The organism is Limnomicrobium aquaticum, assembly GCF_040545545.1.
GTDB lineage: Bacteria > Pseudomonadota > Alphaproteobacteria > Rhizobiales > Rhizobiaceae > Ensifer_A > Ensifer_A aquaticum.
In genome coordinates this window covers 203,274-218,951 of record NZ_JBEPMB010000002.1, presented here as the reverse complement: position 1 = coordinate 218,951, position 15,678 = coordinate 203,274, and the positions used below count along the sequence as shown (strand labels likewise).

General features: G+C 61.9%; 13 protein-coding genes and 1 tRNA gene. 9 read left to right on the top strand and 5 right to left on the bottom strand.

Annotated features, from left to right (window positions below):
- Window positions 1-58: 58 nt before the first annotated feature.
- From ABID16_RS09645 to ABID16_RS09635, 3 genes are all read left to right on the top strand, one after another.
- Complete coding sequence (locus ABID16_RS09645) at window positions 59-1,084, top strand: glycosyltransferase (RefSeq protein ID WP_354556131.1); 1,026 nt, start codon at window positions 59-61, stop codon at window positions 1,082-1,084.
- On the top strand, window positions 1,081-1,455 hold the full coding sequence (locus ABID16_RS09640) for a GtrA family protein (RefSeq protein ID WP_354556130.1): 375 nt from the start codon (window positions 1,081-1,083) through the stop codon (window positions 1,453-1,455). The genes ABID16_RS09645 and ABID16_RS09640 overlap by 4 nt, the downstream gene beginning before the upstream one ends.
- A 129-nt stretch (window positions 1,456-1,584) precedes the next feature.
- On the top strand, window positions 1,585-2,664 hold the full coding sequence (locus tag ABID16_RS09635) for an OmpA family protein (RefSeq protein ID WP_354556129.1): 1,080 nt from the start codon (window positions 1,585-1,587) through the stop codon (window positions 2,662-2,664).
- Window positions 2,665-2,724: 60 nt separating this feature from the next.
- On the opposite strand, the gene ABID16_RS09630 is transcribed toward ABID16_RS09635, so the two are convergent.
- Window positions 2,725-3,711 (bottom strand): Gfo/Idh/MocA family protein, encoded by a 987-nt coding sequence (locus ABID16_RS09630; protein ID WP_354556128.1) that lies wholly within the window; start codon window positions 3,709-3,711, stop codon window positions 2,725-2,727.
- Window positions 3,712-3,869: 158 nt separating this feature from the next.
- On the opposite strand from ABID16_RS09630, the gene ABID16_RS09625 reads away from it, so the two are divergent.
- Complete coding sequence (locus ABID16_RS09625) at window positions 3,870-4,820, top strand: aldo/keto reductase (protein WP_354556127.1); 951 nt, start codon at window positions 3,870-3,872, stop codon at window positions 4,818-4,820.
- A 5-nt stretch (window positions 4,821-4,825) separates the two neighbouring features.
- Here the strand turns inward: ABID16_RS09625 and ABID16_RS09620 are convergent, their stop codons facing one another.
- A complete protein-coding gene (locus ABID16_RS09620; protein WP_354556126.1) occupies window positions 4,826-5,818 on the bottom strand; it encodes a transporter in 993 nt (330 codons plus the stop codon).
- Between the two features lie 224 nt (window positions 5,819-6,042).
- Here ABID16_RS09620 and ABID16_RS09615 point away from each other — a divergent pair, with 224 nt between their 5' ends.
- The 5 genes from ABID16_RS09615 to ABID16_RS09595 all read left to right on the top strand — a co-directional run bounded on the left by ABID16_RS09615 (window position 6,043) and on the right by ABID16_RS09595 (window position 11,770).
- A complete protein-coding gene (locus ABID16_RS09615; RefSeq protein WP_354556125.1) occupies window positions 6,043-6,609 on the top strand; it encodes an isochorismatase family protein in 567 nt (188 codons plus the stop codon).
- Window positions 6,609-7,607 (top strand): GlxA family transcriptional regulator, encoded by a 999-nt coding sequence (locus ABID16_RS09610; RefSeq protein WP_354556124.1) that lies wholly within the window; start codon window positions 6,609-6,611, stop codon window positions 7,605-7,607. Before ABID16_RS09615 ends, ABID16_RS09610 begins: the two co-directional genes overlap by 1 nt.
- A gap of 105 nt (window positions 7,608-7,712) precedes the next feature.
- Entirely contained in the window at window positions 7,713-9,035 is a 1,323-nt protein-coding gene (locus tag ABID16_RS09605) for a vanadium-dependent haloperoxidase (protein WP_354556123.1), read from the top strand.
- 1 nt (window position 9,036) lies between these two features.
- Window positions 9,037-10,662: a CRTAC1 family protein gene (locus ABID16_RS09600; RefSeq protein ID WP_354556122.1), complete on the top strand. Its 1,626-nt coding sequence runs from the start codon at window positions 9,037-9,039 to the stop codon at window positions 10,660-10,662.
- Window positions 10,663-10,894: 232 nt separating this feature from the next.
- A complete protein-coding gene (locus ABID16_RS09595; RefSeq protein ID WP_354556121.1) occupies window positions 10,895-11,770 on the top strand; it encodes a hypothetical protein in 876 nt (291 codons plus the stop codon).
- A gap of 55 nt (window positions 11,771-11,825) precedes the next feature.
- On the opposite strand, the gene ABID16_RS09590 is transcribed toward ABID16_RS09595, so the two are convergent.
- The 3 genes from ABID16_RS09590 to ABID16_RS09580 form a co-directional block, all read right to left on the bottom strand.
- Window positions 11,826-11,902 (bottom strand) — tRNA-Arg (locus ABID16_RS09590).
- 104 nt (window positions 11,903-12,006) lie between these two features.
- Window positions 12,007-13,506 (bottom strand): sensor histidine kinase, encoded by a 1,500-nt coding sequence (locus tag ABID16_RS09585; protein WP_354556120.1) that lies wholly within the window; start codon window positions 13,504-13,506, stop codon window positions 12,007-12,009.
- 141 nt (window positions 13,507-13,647) lie between these two features.
- On the bottom strand, window positions 13,648-15,657 hold the full coding sequence (locus ABID16_RS09580) for a methyl-accepting chemotaxis protein (RefSeq protein ID WP_354556119.1): 2,010 nt from the start codon (window positions 15,655-15,657) through the stop codon (window positions 13,648-13,650).
- Window positions 15,658-15,678: the final 21 nt, after the last annotated feature.

Here is a 15,678-nt window from a genome sequence, read left to right as displayed (position 1 = left end):
TAGTAAAGCGGAAGGAACACGCGCCCGCAGAGGCGCAAACAGCAAGGGACACGCAGTCATGGCGACGGATGGCATTCTGGACGATCTCGATATCGCCGTGCTGCTGCCGTGCTATAACGAGGCAGCCACGATTGCCGACGTCGTCGCGGGCTTCAAGGCAGCGCTTCCCGGCGCCCGCATCCATGTCTACGACAACAACTCGACCGACGGCACGGCGCTGAAGGCGGCGCTTGCCGGTGCGACCGTGACGCGCGAGCGGCGGCAGGGCAAGGGCCATGTCGTGCGCCGCATGTTTTCCGATATCGACGCCGATATCTACATCATGGCCGACGGCGACGGCACCTACGATCCGGAAGAGGCGCAGGACCTGATCCGCACGCTGCTTTCAGAAGGCGCCGACATGGTGGTCGGCACGCGCCGCGGCGTGACGCAGGATGCGGGCCGCCAAGGTCACGCCTTTGGCAATGCAATCTTCAACAAGCTTTACCGCATGATCTTCGGCACCGGGTTCTCGGATATCTTTTCCGGCTACCGTGCCTTCTCGCGCCGGTTTGCCAAGAGTTTTCCTGCCGTTTCCGGCGGGTTCGAAATCGAAACGGAAATGTCGGTCCATGCGTCACGGCTGAAAATGCCGGTGAGCGAGCTGGAGCTCTCCTATGGCCGCCGCCCGGAGGGCTCGCATTCGAAGCTCTCGACCTACAAGGATGGCGCCAAGATCCTCTGGATGTTTGCCATGCTGATGAAGGAAACGCGGCCCTTCGCCTTCTTCGGCCTGATCAGCGGCGTGTTTCTGGCGGCCAGCGTCGGTTTCATGCTGCCGGTCCTGACAGACTATGTCTCGACGGGTCTGGTTCCGAAACTGCCGACCTGGATACTTTCCATGGTGCTCATGATGATCTCGTTCATGATCTTCACCGCCGGACTTATTCTCGACAGCGTAGCACGGGCGCGCGCCGAGCAACTGCGGATCCATTATCTGACGCTCGCCTCGGTGCACCAGTCGCGCCATCAGACGCTGCGGCGTGGAATCGACGGCAAGGCTGGACAGGATAAGGCCACAGGGTCTAAGCGCCGCGCCGCATGAAAAAGCTTCTCTGGTTTGCCTTTGCCGGCGGCACCGGCTTTCTCGTCGATGCCGGTTCCCTGTCGCTGATCCTGTGGCTGACGCCGGTCGGGCCTTATATCGCCCGCGTTCTCTCGATTGCGATCGCCATGGCCTATACCTGGACGATCAACCGCACCTTCACCTTCGGCCGGTCTGGTCGCCATGTTGCGTCCGAGGGGATGCGCTATGGGCTTGTCGGAGTCACCGCAGCTCTCGTCAATTACGGAACCTACTCTGTCTGCCTGATGATCTGGCCCCCGCTCTGGCCGGTGGCCGCCGCCGCCATCGGTTCCGGAGTGGCGATGGTGTTCTCCTATCTCGGCTATTCGCGGTTCGTGTTCGGGAAGTAGCGCTCACCGGAGCGTCGCCTGTTACCAGGGAAACAGCGCGCCCAGCCCTCGCCATGGCATGTAACCCCCATTCGTGTCATCGTCTGCTCAGGCGCTACGGCGCCACGCAGCAAAGAATTGGGGGTTCCTATGCTGAAGAAACTGATCCTTGTCACCGGCATGCTCATCATGGCCGGCACGACGGCCGCGATGGCCGACGCCACGATCCCGCAGAAGGACGAAAAAGGCACGAAGGACAACAAGCTGCTGCCACGCTACGAGGGTTCGCTGCTGCTCAGCGCCAAGCAGCAGGCCTATGCCGAACTTACTGTGCCGCTTTCGCCGCTCGAAAGGAACGACAAGACCGATTCCGACAACAACAATGTCTATGCGCCCAAGCAGTCGAAGACACTTGAGGGACCGCTGACGCGCCTCGTCTATCTGGAGCCCGAGGGCCGCTCGCCGCTCGAAATCCTGCGCAACTACCAGGAGGTCGTCAAGGCAGCCGGCGGCGAAACGCTGTTCGAATGCAAGGACGAGGCCTGTGGCGGCTCATCGACGCGGGCGGCATATGGCGGCGGCGGCGACCAGAGCCTGACGATGCAGTTTGTCCGCGAGAAGGACATTGCCGAGCCGGACTTCTCGAACGGCAAATGCGCGCTGACATCCGGCATCACCGACCAGCACTATTTCTCAGGCCGGCTTCCCGTCGATGGCGGCGACGCTTATCTTGCGATTCAGACCTTCACGATTTCCGACGGCGGCAACTACTGCAACGCTTTCAACGGCCGCACAATCGCCCTCGTCAACGTGGTCGAGCCCAAGGGCCGCGAGCAGAAGATGGTCGTCGTGAAGGCCGACGATATGGCCAAATCCATCGACGCCTCCGGCAAGATCGCGCTCTACGGCATCTTCTTCGATACCGACAAGGCAGACCTCAAACCGGAATCCGACCCGACGCTGCAGGAGATCGCCACGCTGCTGAAATCCAAGCCCAACCTGAAGGTCATCGTCGTCGGCCATACCGACAACCAGGGTGGCTTCGACCACAACGTAGACCTTTCGAAGCGCCGTGCGGCTTCAGTTCAGGCGGCGCTGACCAAGCGCTTTCAGGTGGATGCCGCCCGCCTCAAGAGCGCCGGCGTCGGCATGGTGGCACCCGCCGCATCGAACGAGAGCGAAGACGGCCGCGCCAAGAATCGGCGGGTGGAAATTGTGAACATGAACTGAGCGGGACTGTTGGTTTGGACAATCGCCGCGGTTGATACCGCGACGATCTCGGATGAGGGATCAGACCACTTCCCAACCGTCCTTTTCGCTGGCGCGATAAATCGCATCAATGAACTGCTGGTTCTTCTTCGAGCTTTCGAGCGTTACCACTTCCGCGTCCTCGCCTTGCGCTGCGCGGGCGAAGGCTTCGGCTTCCAGGCGATACTGGCGGGCGTCCTGGAAGCGGTAGTGGCGGGATTCGGCGTGGCTGACGTTGGTCACCTCGATCTCTTCCGCGCCATAGCGGTCGGCGTTGAAGGGAGATTTGACCTCAATGAAGCCCTCGGTGCCATGGAACACCATGATCTGGCGGGCGGCGAGCTGGGTGGAAATGTAGAAGCTCAGTTCGAAATCGCCGAAGTCGGCGCGTACCGAGGAATAGATGTCCGTACCGAACTGCGGGTCGCGTTCGGTCGTCGCCTGAACGCGTATCGGCTCCTTGCCGGTCGAGAAGCGGGTGCTGATTGCCGGATAGACGCCGATGTCCGGCAGCCCGCCACCGCCAAGTTCGGGGATGTTGCGCATATTGTCCGGGTCGCGGTTGAAATAGGTGAAGGCGCCCTGGACATGGCGGAGCCTGCCGATCGCGCCCTCGGCGATCAGCATGCGCACGCGCCGCCAGACCGGCGAATAGGTGACCATGTAGGCCTCGGACACGAGAACCTTGTTGCGGTCGCGCGCGGCGATGATGCCGTCGATCTCGGAAGCCTTGAGCGCAATCGGCTTTTCGCAGAGCACATGCTTGCCGGCATCGGCCGCCTTGATCGCCCATTCGGCATGCTGCGACGTCGGCAGCGGAATGTAGACTGCATCAATGAGGTCGGATGCCAGCATTTCCTCATGCGATGCAAAGACATGCGGGATAGAGAAGCGCGCAGCGAGCGCTTCCGCCTTGTCCTTGTCGCGGCTCGAAATGCCGGCGACGACGCAGTTTTCCGCATCCTGGATTGCCGGGATGACAAGTTCGCGGCCGATCTTGGCGGTCGATATGATTCCGAAGCGCAGCATGGGTCTCTCCTCTCAGGGTTTTTTCGATTGGTAGAAAATTGAGGCACGTTGCGCAATCGCTTTCGGCGAGGATCAATCCACCGGTATTACCCTTGACCGAGTCCGACAGGTGCCTACATTCCTTCGGCAGCCTTATAAACGCAATTGCGGAGTTCCCCATGCAGAAGCGCAAGCTCGGCCGAACCGGCCTCGATATCTCGCCCGTCGTCTTCGGCGGCAATGTTTTCGGCTGGACCGCCGACGAGAAGACATCGTTTGCACTTCTGGACGGCTGGCTTGATGCTGGTCTGAACACGATCGACACGGCCGATGTCTATTCCGCCTGGGCTCCCGGCAACAAGGGCGGTGAATCGGAAACGATCATCGGCAAGTGGCTGAAGCAGAGCGGGCGCAAGCGCGAGGATGTCGTCATCGTCACCAAGGTCGGTTCCGACATGGGCAACGGCAACAAGGGGCTGAAGGCCGGGTGGATCAACCGGGCGGTCGAGGATTCGCTGCGCCGGCTGCAGACGGATTACATCGATCTTTATCTCTCGCACTGGCCGGACCCGGAGGCGCCTTATGAGCAGACGCTTGCCGCCTTCGACGGGCTGAAGAAGGCGGGAAAGATCCGGGCGATCGGTTGCTCGAACCTGAATGCCGGCCAGCTCACTCAATCGCTCCAGGTGGCCAAGGACAAGGGTCTGCCGCGTTACGACGTGCTGCAGCCCGAATATAATCTCTACACGCGCGAAAAGTTTGAAGGCTCGCTCGCCGAGCTCTGCATTGCGGAAGATATTGGGGTCATCACCTATTTCAGCCTCGCTTCCGGCTTCCTCAGTGGCAAATATCGGACGCTTGCAGATGCCGAGGGCAAGGCGCGAGGCGGCGGGATGAAAGCCTATCTGAACGAAAAGGGCAGCCGCATTCTCGACGCGCTGCAGACGGTCTCCGGCCAATACGGGGCAACGCCGGCGGAGATCGCGATTGCGTGGCTGCTGAAAAAGCCCGGTGTCACCGCTCCGATCGCGAGCGCCACGAGCCTCACGCAGCTGGAGAGCCTGAGAAAGGCTGCATTGCTGACGCTGGATGCGCAGGCCATGACGCTTCTGGATTCTGCCGGGGCCTGAGCGGTTCAGAAAATCCCGGCGCGGCGGAGCAGCCACCAGGCGAGCAGCACCGAAACGCCAATCGCGCCGAAGGCCGAGATCGTTCCGGCATCGTCATGTTGGAACGGCAGTCCGCCGGTGTTCATGCCGAAGAATCCGGTGACGAGCGTCGGCGGCATGATCAGCACGGTCATCACCGACATGATATAGAGGTGACGATTGGTCTCGATGGAGGTGAGCGAGTTCACCTCTTCGTGCAGCAGCCGCGCGCGCTCCTGCAGCGCGTCGACCTCGTGGCCGGCAGCCTCGAGCCGGCTGGTGCTGCGGGCCGAGACGTCTGCAAAGCCTTCCGGCATCTCGTCTTCCTCGGCAGCGGCGGCATGGCGCATGGCGGTCAAAAGAGTTCGCATATGCCGGTGCAGGCGCACAATCGAACGGCGCAGCGGCTGCAGTTCCTTCTGGTGCTTCAGGGGCTCGCGGTTCGAATAGACCGCATCTTCAATCACGTTGAGGTCAGCCGTGATCTCCTTGACCAGACCAAAAAGCGAGCGCTGGAAATTGGCGACGATCTGCTCGAAGATGTCGATCGGATTGTCGAACTTGCCTGGCGTCTTTTCGACTGCGAAGCGCACGCTGTCGACGCTGGCCAGCGGATGCAGCCTGGTCGTGACGATGAAGCGGCCGAAGACGGCATAGTGCAGGAAGCCTATCTCGCGCGTGCTCTGGTCGAAATCGCGCTGGTAGTCGACCAGTGTGCCATAAAGATAGCCTTCGTCGACATTGACCGACGGGTGGGTCTCGTGCGTCGTCAGCGCGACAAGCGCCGCTTCCGGAAGTACGCCGAGGCTTTCGAGAAAGGCAGGCAGGCGCGCGTCCGCCAGCGAGAAATGGAACCAGAAAAAGCCCTCTCCCGGCAATGCCTTCACCTCGGCGTCAGGCAGTGCGCGCGCCGGGGTCGAACCCTCATGGAGATGATAGGCCCATACGAGGCCGGGAATTTGCGAAGCGGGAAGGTGCATGTCGGATATCCGCTCAGTGATCAGGTGAACGCGTGGCGATTGGGTGCTGTGTAAGCGAGGTTTGGCCCGCGAGTCGAGTGGTCCGGTATGAAGCTTTTTTGACAGTCCTCGCATGAGACGCCGCAAGATGGCCGGATGCGTCCTCTCTTCGTCCGCTACCTGCCTTTTTTGCCTTGGTGCAAGCCATAGAATGGCGCTATCAACTGCAATCAAAGGAGCAGAAAATGTCCCATGCCGACACCGCGCTGATTGTCATAGACGTTCAGGAATCGTTTCGCCACATGCCTTACTGGAACGCGGAGGGCCTCATCGCCTATCTCGCACATCAGCAGCGCCTGATCGATGGTGCCAAGGCGGCCGGCATTCCGGTCGTGCAGATATTCCATACGCGGGCCGGTTCACCCTTTGACCGCGAGGGCGGACTGGTGCGGACAATGGAAGGCCTTTCCATCCAGCCCGACGTCACCTTCTACAAGGAACGGCATTCGGCGCTTGCCGGCACCGGCCTCGACATCTGGCTGACGCGCAACGGCATCAACCGTCTGATCATCTCCGGCATTCGAACCGAACAGTGCTGCGAGACGACGACGCGGCATGCATCCGATCTCGGCTGGAGCGTCGATTTCGTCAGCGCGGCCACCTTCACCTTTCCGATGCAGCATGCCGACGGCACGGTGTTCAGTCAGTCGGATATCATCAGGCGCACCGAACTCGTTCTGGCCACCCGCTTCGCGCGGATCGTTTCGGTCGACGAGGCGCTGGCCGGGCTCAACATCAAGAAGGCTGCGTGATGCAAAAGCGGTCCGGCAACGACATCCGCCACATTCCGATGTTTGTGGTTCTGCCGCCAGACACGCTACTGCTGGACGTTGCCGGCCCGATGGAAGTGTTCCGTCGGGCCAATCTCGAGCAGAGCGCCGTGCAGTTCGACTACACCTATGTCGCGGCGGCGCCTGAACAGGCGACATCCATCGGTCTGACCGTTTCGGGCCTTCTTCCCCTGCCCGAGCATCTGCCGGATGATGCGTGGATCGTCATCTCCGGCAGTCTGACCGCCCCTGCGGTACGCGAGAAGAACCGCGAGGCGCTTGCACAGATCACCCGCTGGCTGCGCTCGGGTTTTCGGCCGGGTATGACGCTTGTGACCATCTGCTCCGGGGCGATGCTCGCCGGTGAGGCTGGCCTGTTCGACGGCTATCGCTGCACCACGCATGCGGCCTGCATGGAGGAGCTTGCCCAGCGCGCGCCGCTGGCGCAGCCGCTCGACAACCGGCTCTTCGTGGAGGATCGCAACCGGCTTTCCAGCGCGGGTATTTCGACTGGCATCGATCTGGCGCTCCACATCGTCAGCCAGTTGACCTCGCCCGCAACGGCGCTGGCGATCGCCCGGCAGATGGTCGTCTACATGCGCCGCAGCGGCAGCGATCCGCAGCTTTCGCCCTGGCTGACCGGACGCAATCATGTCCACCCCGGCATACACCGGGCACAGGATGCCATCATGGCCGAACCCGCGGCCGCCTGGTCGCTGGCCCGCCTTGGGCGTGTCGCACATCTGAGCGAGCGGCATCTCTCGCGGCTTTTCCGCGAGCATGCCGGCATGGCGGCAACGGATTACGTCAACATGATCCGGGTGAACCTCGCCGCCGAAATGCTGGGCGGATCGGACCTTGCGGTCGAGGAAGTCGCCGCCCGCGCGGGCTTCTCCTCTGCCCGCCACCTGCGCCGCATCTGGAGCGGCTTTCACGCGGAGCCGCCGGCCCGATTCAGGAGCCGCGCGGGCGCGCCCTGAAGGCACGGCCGCCCTCATCGCGCGTATGCCGGAGCCCTTATGGACATCGGGGCAATGTTCAACGATAGTGCGGCCGGGACCAGGCATCGGGCTTGGGGAGGAAAAATGTCTGTCTTGATCAGAAGGGCCATTCTCGGCCTCGTTTTCGTGTTTTCGTGTCTCCTGTCACTGGCCGCTGCCCCCGCGCAGGCCGCAACTCCGCCGCAGGAGGTGGTGACGGGCTGGTACAAGCTGATCCTCGAACTTGTCCGCCACACGTCCAATTATTCCCCACCCGTGGCCGCGCGTTCCTTCGGCTATATCGGCGTGACCGCCTATGAGGCCGTGGCAAGCGGATCGGACAATCTGCAGAGCCTGGCCGGCCAGCTGAACGGTCTCAAGTCTCTGCCGGCGCGCGAAAAGGGTGTCGCTTACGACGACGCGGTGATCCTCAATACCGTGATGGAATTTTCCGTGACGCACTTCTTCGACCGCACCGGCCCGACTGGCCAGCATGTGATGAAGAAGATGGCCGCGAAGATGGATGAAAAGGTCTCCGCCGGCCTTGCCGCCGATGTCATCGCCCGCAGCCGCGACTACGGGCAGAAGCTTTCGCAAGCGGTGTTCGACTGGTCCTCGACCGATGGCGGGGCGAGCGTCGAGAACATGGGCTTTCCGCTCGAATACAAGGTCTCCGACAAGCCGGGCCACTGGGTGCCGACGAGCCTGATCCGCCAGCAGCAGGCGCCGCTCCTGCCCGACTGGGGCAAGATGCGCCCCTTCGCCATGCCGACGGGCTCGTCCTGCCGCCTGCCCGAGCCGCCGGACTATAGCGAGAAGCCGGACTCCGCCTTCTACAAGGACGCCAACGAGGTCTACACGACCGTGAAGACGCTGACCGACGAACAGCGGACCATTGCCCGCTTCTGGTCCGACGATCCGATGCTCTCGCCGACACCGCCCGGCCACTGGATCAACATCGCGCTGATCGTGCTCGACCAGAAGAAGGCGGATCTGCCGACGACGGTCGATACGCTGGCCCGCCTCGGCATTGCTCTGTCGGATGCCTTCATCGGCTGCTGGGACGCCAAATTCGTCTTCGACCTCATCCGTCCGATCACATACATCAAGAAGGTGATCGATCCCAAATGGGATGCGCTGCTGATCACGCCACCCTTCCCGGAATATCCGAGCGGCCACAGCACGCAGTCGGGCGCGGCAGCGTCGGCAATGACGCATATTTTCGGTGATGCGCTGGCCTTCGATGATTCCACTCACGAGGCCGACGGGATCAAGCCGCGCCACTTCGCCAATTTCCGCGCGGCGGCTGAAGAGGCCGCGATCTCGCGGCTTTATGGCGGCATCCATTTCCGCCCGGCCATCGAGCGCGGGCTGACGCAGGGCGAATGCATTGCCAATTATGTCAACGCACTGAAGACGAAGAAGTGAGATGCTGGCGGTGAACGGAATCCGGCTCTGCGTCCTCTCTTCGCTTCTTCTGCTTTCGCCACTGGCGGCAGGTGCAGAAGATGCACCCACGCCACGCCCCGTCACGCCGATCTTCCAGGAGGAACAGGCGGCCGAGAGCGGTGTGGATGCTGTCTACAATGGCGATTGGGAATTCATGGTCGGCGGCGGCGTCTCGACCTTCGACTGCGACGATGACGGCTTTCCGGACATGCTGTTGCCGGGCGGATCTGGCAAGTCGGTCTTCTATCACAATGAGAGCAAGAAGGGCGGGCCGATCCGCTTCAAGGCGATGACGTCCGGGCTGGAGGTCGACAAGCTGCTCGGCTCCTACGCCATCGATATCGACGGCGACGGGATCAAGGACATCATTCTGCTCCGGCTCGGCGAGAACATCGTCATGCGCGGCAAGGGCAAATGCCAGTTTGAACGCGCCAACGAGACCTGGAATTTCGACGGCGGCAAGGCCTGGTCGGCCGCCATGGCCGCGACCTGGGAGCGCGGCAACACATGGCCGACGATTGCCATAGGCAATTACATCGACCCGGAGGCCGACATGGAGCCATGGGGCTCCTGCACCGACAACTGGCTGCATCGCCCCGAGACTGCGACGCCGCAGCGCAAATTTGCCAATCCGCTGCCGCTGAAACCCAGCTATTGCGCACTCTCCATGCTCTTCACCGACTGGAACCGTTCCGGCATACCCTCGCTGCGCGTTTCCAACGACCGCGAATATTACAAGGGCGGGCGCGAGCAGATGTGGCATGTGGACCCCGGCAAGGCGCCCGTGCTCTACAGCGAGGAAGAGGGCTGGAAATACCTGCGCATCTGGGGCATGGGCATTGCCAGCTATGACCTCGACTTCGACGGTTACCCCGAATATTTCCTCACCAGCATGGCCGACAACAAGCTGCAGACGCTTGTGACCCTGCCGAAGGACGGCAAGGGGCCGGCCGCCTACAAGGACATAGCCTTTGCCAAGGGCGTGACGGCGCATAGGCCCTATACCGGCGGCGACTGGCACCCCTCGACCGCCTGGCATACCGACTTTCAGGACGTCAACAATGACGGGCTGGTCGATCTCTTCATCGCCAAGGGCAATGTCGCGGAAATGCCTGACTTCGCCAAGCTCGACCCGAACGATCTGCTGGTGCAGAACGCCAAGGGCAATTTCATCGAAATGGGACTGGAGGCCGGCGTTGCCAGCATGAATGTTTCGCGCGGAGCGGCCCTCGTCGATTTCAACCTCGACGGCCTGGTCGATCTCGTCGTCACCAACCGCTGGAAGCCCGCGCAGGTCTGGCGCAACGTGACCTCGGATGCCGGCCATTTCATCGAGATCGGCCTGAAGAGCGAAGGCGGCAACCGCGACGGAATCGGCGCGTGGATCGAGGTGAAGCATGACGGCCATGTGCTCCGCCGCGAAATCACGATCGGCGGCGGCCATGCCGGCGGCTCGCTGGGCTGGCACCATTTCGGCGTCGGGAAGGACACTGAGGTGGAATTCCGCGTGATATGGCCGAATGGAGAGGCGGATGACTGGCAGACGGTCGCGGCGAACGGGTTTTACTGGGTGAGCCCGAGGAAGACGGCGGTGAAGTGGGAGTGACCTGACACAAGTCAGGCCAACCCGCTTCCAAGCTTACCAGAGCCGTTCCAGCCCCGACTGGTGTTTTGGCAGCACGTTTACAATCGAACGAAACCACGCCACTCGCCGGGCAGTTGACAAAGTGCATGCGAAACTTTTTTTGCTGTAACGCATTTCGACATCTTGCCTTTTCGGGTTGGAGGCAATCTTGGATCAGACCGAAATCGAGCGCCTTGCGGGCGGACCTGCGCGCTTGTCGCTTGAAGACATTATTTATCATCCGCGCATCGCGGAGGCGCGGAAAGTCTATCTCGACCGGTTGATAGGTCTCTACAGCGGCGATCCGCACACGGTTCGGCTGCTGATCGAATCGGGCCGTTTTCTCGTCTATCACATCGCGGGAGTGATAGATGCGGGATCGGATCCCGATCGACGGGAGACATGGCTGACCGTCAAGCGCCTCAAGCAGGAAATGCGGCTGTTCGGCGTAGCGAGTGAGCGACATATTGATGGCCTGATTGCGCGTCTATGCTCGACCGGCTTCATGCAGATGAAGCCCGCAGAGCAGGATCGCCGCGTGCGCATTCTGAAGCCCACCGAAAAACTGAAAGCCCACGACCGCGATTGGCTTGCTGCGCATTTTGCCCCGCTTATGGTGCTGTTTCCGGAGCACGACTACAGCGCGCTGATGGGGCCTGATTCGGATTTTCACGTCGCATTCCGGCGAAGCACAATTGCCTTCGTGCCCTACGCGGCCTCCCTGCTTCTGGCGATGCCCGATGTGATGCTCTATTTCAATCATGCCGCCGGCGCAGTCGTTCAGGCCGAATTGCTGCGGCTGACGATGGAGGCACCCGGATTTCCGGACACCGCGATTCCTTATGCCGGAATTGGCGACCGGTTCGGCGTTTCACGGACCCATGTCCGTCAGCTGCTGATCGAGGCTGAAGCGGCAGGGCTCGTCAGGCTAATCAACCGCGACAAGAACCGCGTCCAGATTCTACCACGTCAGTGGGCGAGCTACGACCAGGGTATCGGTGTCGGCATGTATCTGAACGACCTGGTCTACATGGCGACCATCAGAACAATGCAGCGCGAGCGGTCGTCCGAACTGGCTGTCGTGGCTTGAAGCCAAACACACCGGGCGCGCAATATATGAGTTAGCTAATCGCTTAGAGATGGAATGGCGCACCCGAAGAGATTCGAACTCCTGACCCCCAGATTCGTAGTCTGGTGCTCTATCCAGCTGAGCTACGGGTGCGTGCCGCGCGGCGCTTCTTGTCGAAGCGGCGGTGTGGGGCTCTCCTAAAGGGTTGCTTGTCGGAATGCAAGCGGAAATCGGAAAAATTTTCGTTTCCCGGTCAATTACGCGTTCGGCGAGGTCTGCGAAGGATGGCGACGGAAGCCGTCTATGGCGATGGGGCGGTCGGGGATTTCTATGCGGAAAAGCGTGCCGGGCTGGGCTTTTTCCACGAGCGCAATCGTTCCGCCATGGGCTAGCACGAGTTCGCGGGCAATGGCGAGGCCAAGCCCCGTGCCGCCGGAACGGGCCGAGCCGCGGAAGGCCTTGAAGAGGTTCTCGCGTGCCTTTTGCGGCATGCCGGGGCCGGTGTCGTCAACCGATATGCTCACGACGCTGCCGGTGCGATAGGCAGACACAGTCACCTGCTTGATCACCGCATCGTCCTCCGGCTCGTTCATCAGCGCCTGCACGGCGTTGCGGACGAGATTGTGGATGACGCGAAAGAGCTGGTCGGGGTCGGCATCCACCGTCAGATCGTCGGGCACGCGAACATCGAATCCCAATCCGCTTTCCGCTCCGATCCCCGTCAACACATCCACGACGTCCTGGACCACCGTCTTCAGGCGCACCAGCCGCCGCTTCGGCTCGGCCTCGCTCGCCTTGCCGAAGGAAAGCACGCTGTCGGAATAGCTCACGGCCCGGTCTATCGTGCGCAGAAGCTTCGGCGCCAGCCGCTTCACCATCGGATCTTCCGTGTCGCCCAGGCGGTCGGATATCAGCTGCGCGGACGCCAGGATATTGCGCATGTCATGATTGATCTTGGAGACGGCAAGGCCGAGTTCGGCAAGGTTCTTCTGCTGGCGCAGCGTCTTTTGCAGTTCCTTCTGCATCGTCTGGAGATGCCGCCCGGCGACGGCCAGTTCGTCGCCGCCTCTGCCCGGCTCGAAAATGCTGTCGGCGTCCTCGGGATGCATCGAAAAGCGCTCGATGCTGTTTGTCAGCCGCCGGATCGGCCGGATCATGATGCGGTTGATGGCCATGAAAATCAGGCCCGCCGAGATCAACGAGATGACCAGCGAGATCAGCAGCACGTTCTGGGAATAGGTGATCATGGCCGCGCGCAGGCTCGTATCGGCCATGACAACCTCGATCTTCATGTCGGTCTTGTCGATCGGACAGAAAACCCGAATGATCCGGTTGCCGCCGAAGAACAGTTCGTCGAACGCGTCGTAGATGGCGCGCTGCAACGAGACAGCGGCGAGATTGTATTGAAAGTCGACGGTCGGCGGCATGTCGGCCATCGCGATCAGATGGCGCATGCCGTCCTTGGTCAGAACGATGGCCTTGGTGTCGGTCGCCATCAGCGTGTCGTCGCGCACCGGCTTCGGCAACACGACATCCTTCAGCCCATCCACAACAACAGAGGCGGCGGCGGCCGTATTGAGCCGGTCGGACAGCCAGTTCAGTCGCATATTGGCGATTGCAGGAAGAAAAATGAGGATTTCGGCCAGCGTCACGAAGGCGAATGTCAGCAAGAGCAAACGGCCGGAAAGACCACGCCAGGGGCGAACTTTCGCCTCCTGAAGCGCTACCGCTGCCGATTCCTGCCTGCCGTCGCGCACGTCTGACCGCCTTTTCCCCCCAAGGCGCGCCCCGCCCGGATGGCGGACATTATAACCACTTGATCGGGATATGCCACCGCAATTGAAAGCGCCCGGCGCGGCGGCCGGGCGTCCTCTCTGGGCCGTCGGTGCAGAATGGGCTCAGAACTCTTCCCAGCCCTGACCGGCAGCGCCGCCTGCGACCTTCAGCGGGCGACGCGGCGGGGCGGCGGCAGGGTTGCGCGCCGGCGCGACCCGGCGAGTGGCGGCAGACGGAGGTTGCGCCGTCCGCCCGCGTTCTGTGCTGGGCGTACCTTCCGACAGGCGGAACCAGGCGATCATCTCGGTGAGCCCGGCGGCATCCTGCGACAGCTTATGCGTCGCAGCGGAGGTTTCCTCCACCATGGCGGCATTTTTCTGGGTGACCTGGTCCATCTGGTTGACGGCTGTGTTCACTTCTGCAAGGCCTGCCGACTGTTCGTGGGCGGCGGTGGCGATCGACTGAATATGGGCGTTGATCTCGCTGACCTGATGCTCGATCTTCTGCAGCGCCTCCCCCGTCTTGTGGACGAGCCGCACACCGGCGCCCACCTCCTCGCCGGATTTGGTGATCAGCGTCTTGATTCCCTTGGCAGCATGGGCAGAACGCTGCGCCAGTTCGCGCACCTCCTGCGCAACGACGGCGAAACCCTTGCCGGCCTCGCCGGCGCGGGCGGCTTCGACACCGGCGTTGAGCGCCAGAAGGTTTGTCTGAAAGGCGATCTCGTCGATCACGTTGATGATCTGGCTGATCTCGCTGGATGCCTGTTCGATGCGCCCCATGGCGTCGACCGCGTCACGCACGATCACGGCGGAATGGGCCGCATCCGACGTCGCTTCGCTCACCATGCGGCTCGCTTCCTGGGCGCGCTGCGAGGAGGCCTTGACGACGGCGGTGATCTGGTCGAGCGCGGCGGAGGTTTCTTCAAGCGCGGCGGCCTGCTGTTCGGTGCGGCGCGACAGGTCATCGGTCGCACCGCGAAGTTCGCGGGTGCTGTCGTCCATGCTCACCGAGCTGCCGCGCACATTGCCGATGATACCGGACAGCGCATCAAAGGTGGCGTTGACGTTCTTCTGCAGTTCCGCGAAGGCACCTTCGAAGTGGCCACTCATACGGCGCGTCAGGTCGCCCTCGGCAAGGAGCGCAACGGCCCCGCCGGCTTCACTGAGGCCGCGGTCGACATTTTCAACGAGACGATTGACGTTTTCAGCGAGACGGTTGAGCTCAGGATGGCCGAAATCGACCGAGATGCGGCCAGTGAAATCGCCGGCAGCGGCGCGCGCCGTAGCTTCCGTGATGGCCGTCTGCAGGCGCGCAACGTTGACGCGTTCCTCTTCCTTGGAGAGGTTGAGAACGCGCATCGATAGGCCGTTTTGCCGGAAAATCTCGACGGCGCGGGCCATGTCGCCGATTTCATCGGCGCGATCGACGAAGGCAACGTTACGCTCGTAATTGCCGGCGGCCATGTCCGTCATCTGGCCGGTGAGTGTCAAGATCGGATCAGCCAGCGAGCGCTTCGCAATCACGAAGGCGATGATGAGGCCGATGGAGATGCCGCCAACCGCCATTATGGAGACGATGGACAGCATGAGGGTCCGGAAGCTCGCGACCTGATTCGTAATCTCATCCAGAGCCTTGCGGTCGACCTCGACGATCTTGTCGATTTCAGCCTGGAAGGCCTTGCGGTTGGCGCGGTTGGCGTCGTTATTCCCCTGCTTGTTGGCCTCGGTCGGCGAAACCTGCGTGCCGAGGCGCACTGTTTCGGAGCGGAACTCGCGGAACTCCTTGGCGCGGGCCGTCATGGCTTCGAAGACAGGGGCCTGATCGGCCGACACGAGCGGCTTCCATTCGGCGATGACGGCGTCGATATCCGCCAGACGCTTGGTGAGCCCCTCGGCGAACTGCTTGGCTTTCTCCGTATCTGGCGCTGCGTAGATGCCGCGCGCTTCCATGACGACGGCGGTGACCAGCCGGTTCAGTTTTTCACCGAGATAGGCACGCTCGGACACGTTCTGGAATTCGGAGAGGCGAGCATCGTATTTTTCGACGACAAACACGCCAACGCCGCCCAACAGGCACGCCACAACACTCATGATCGTCACGAGCGACAGAATTCTGGCCTTTATGTTCAATGTCTCTCTCCGCCAAATCGA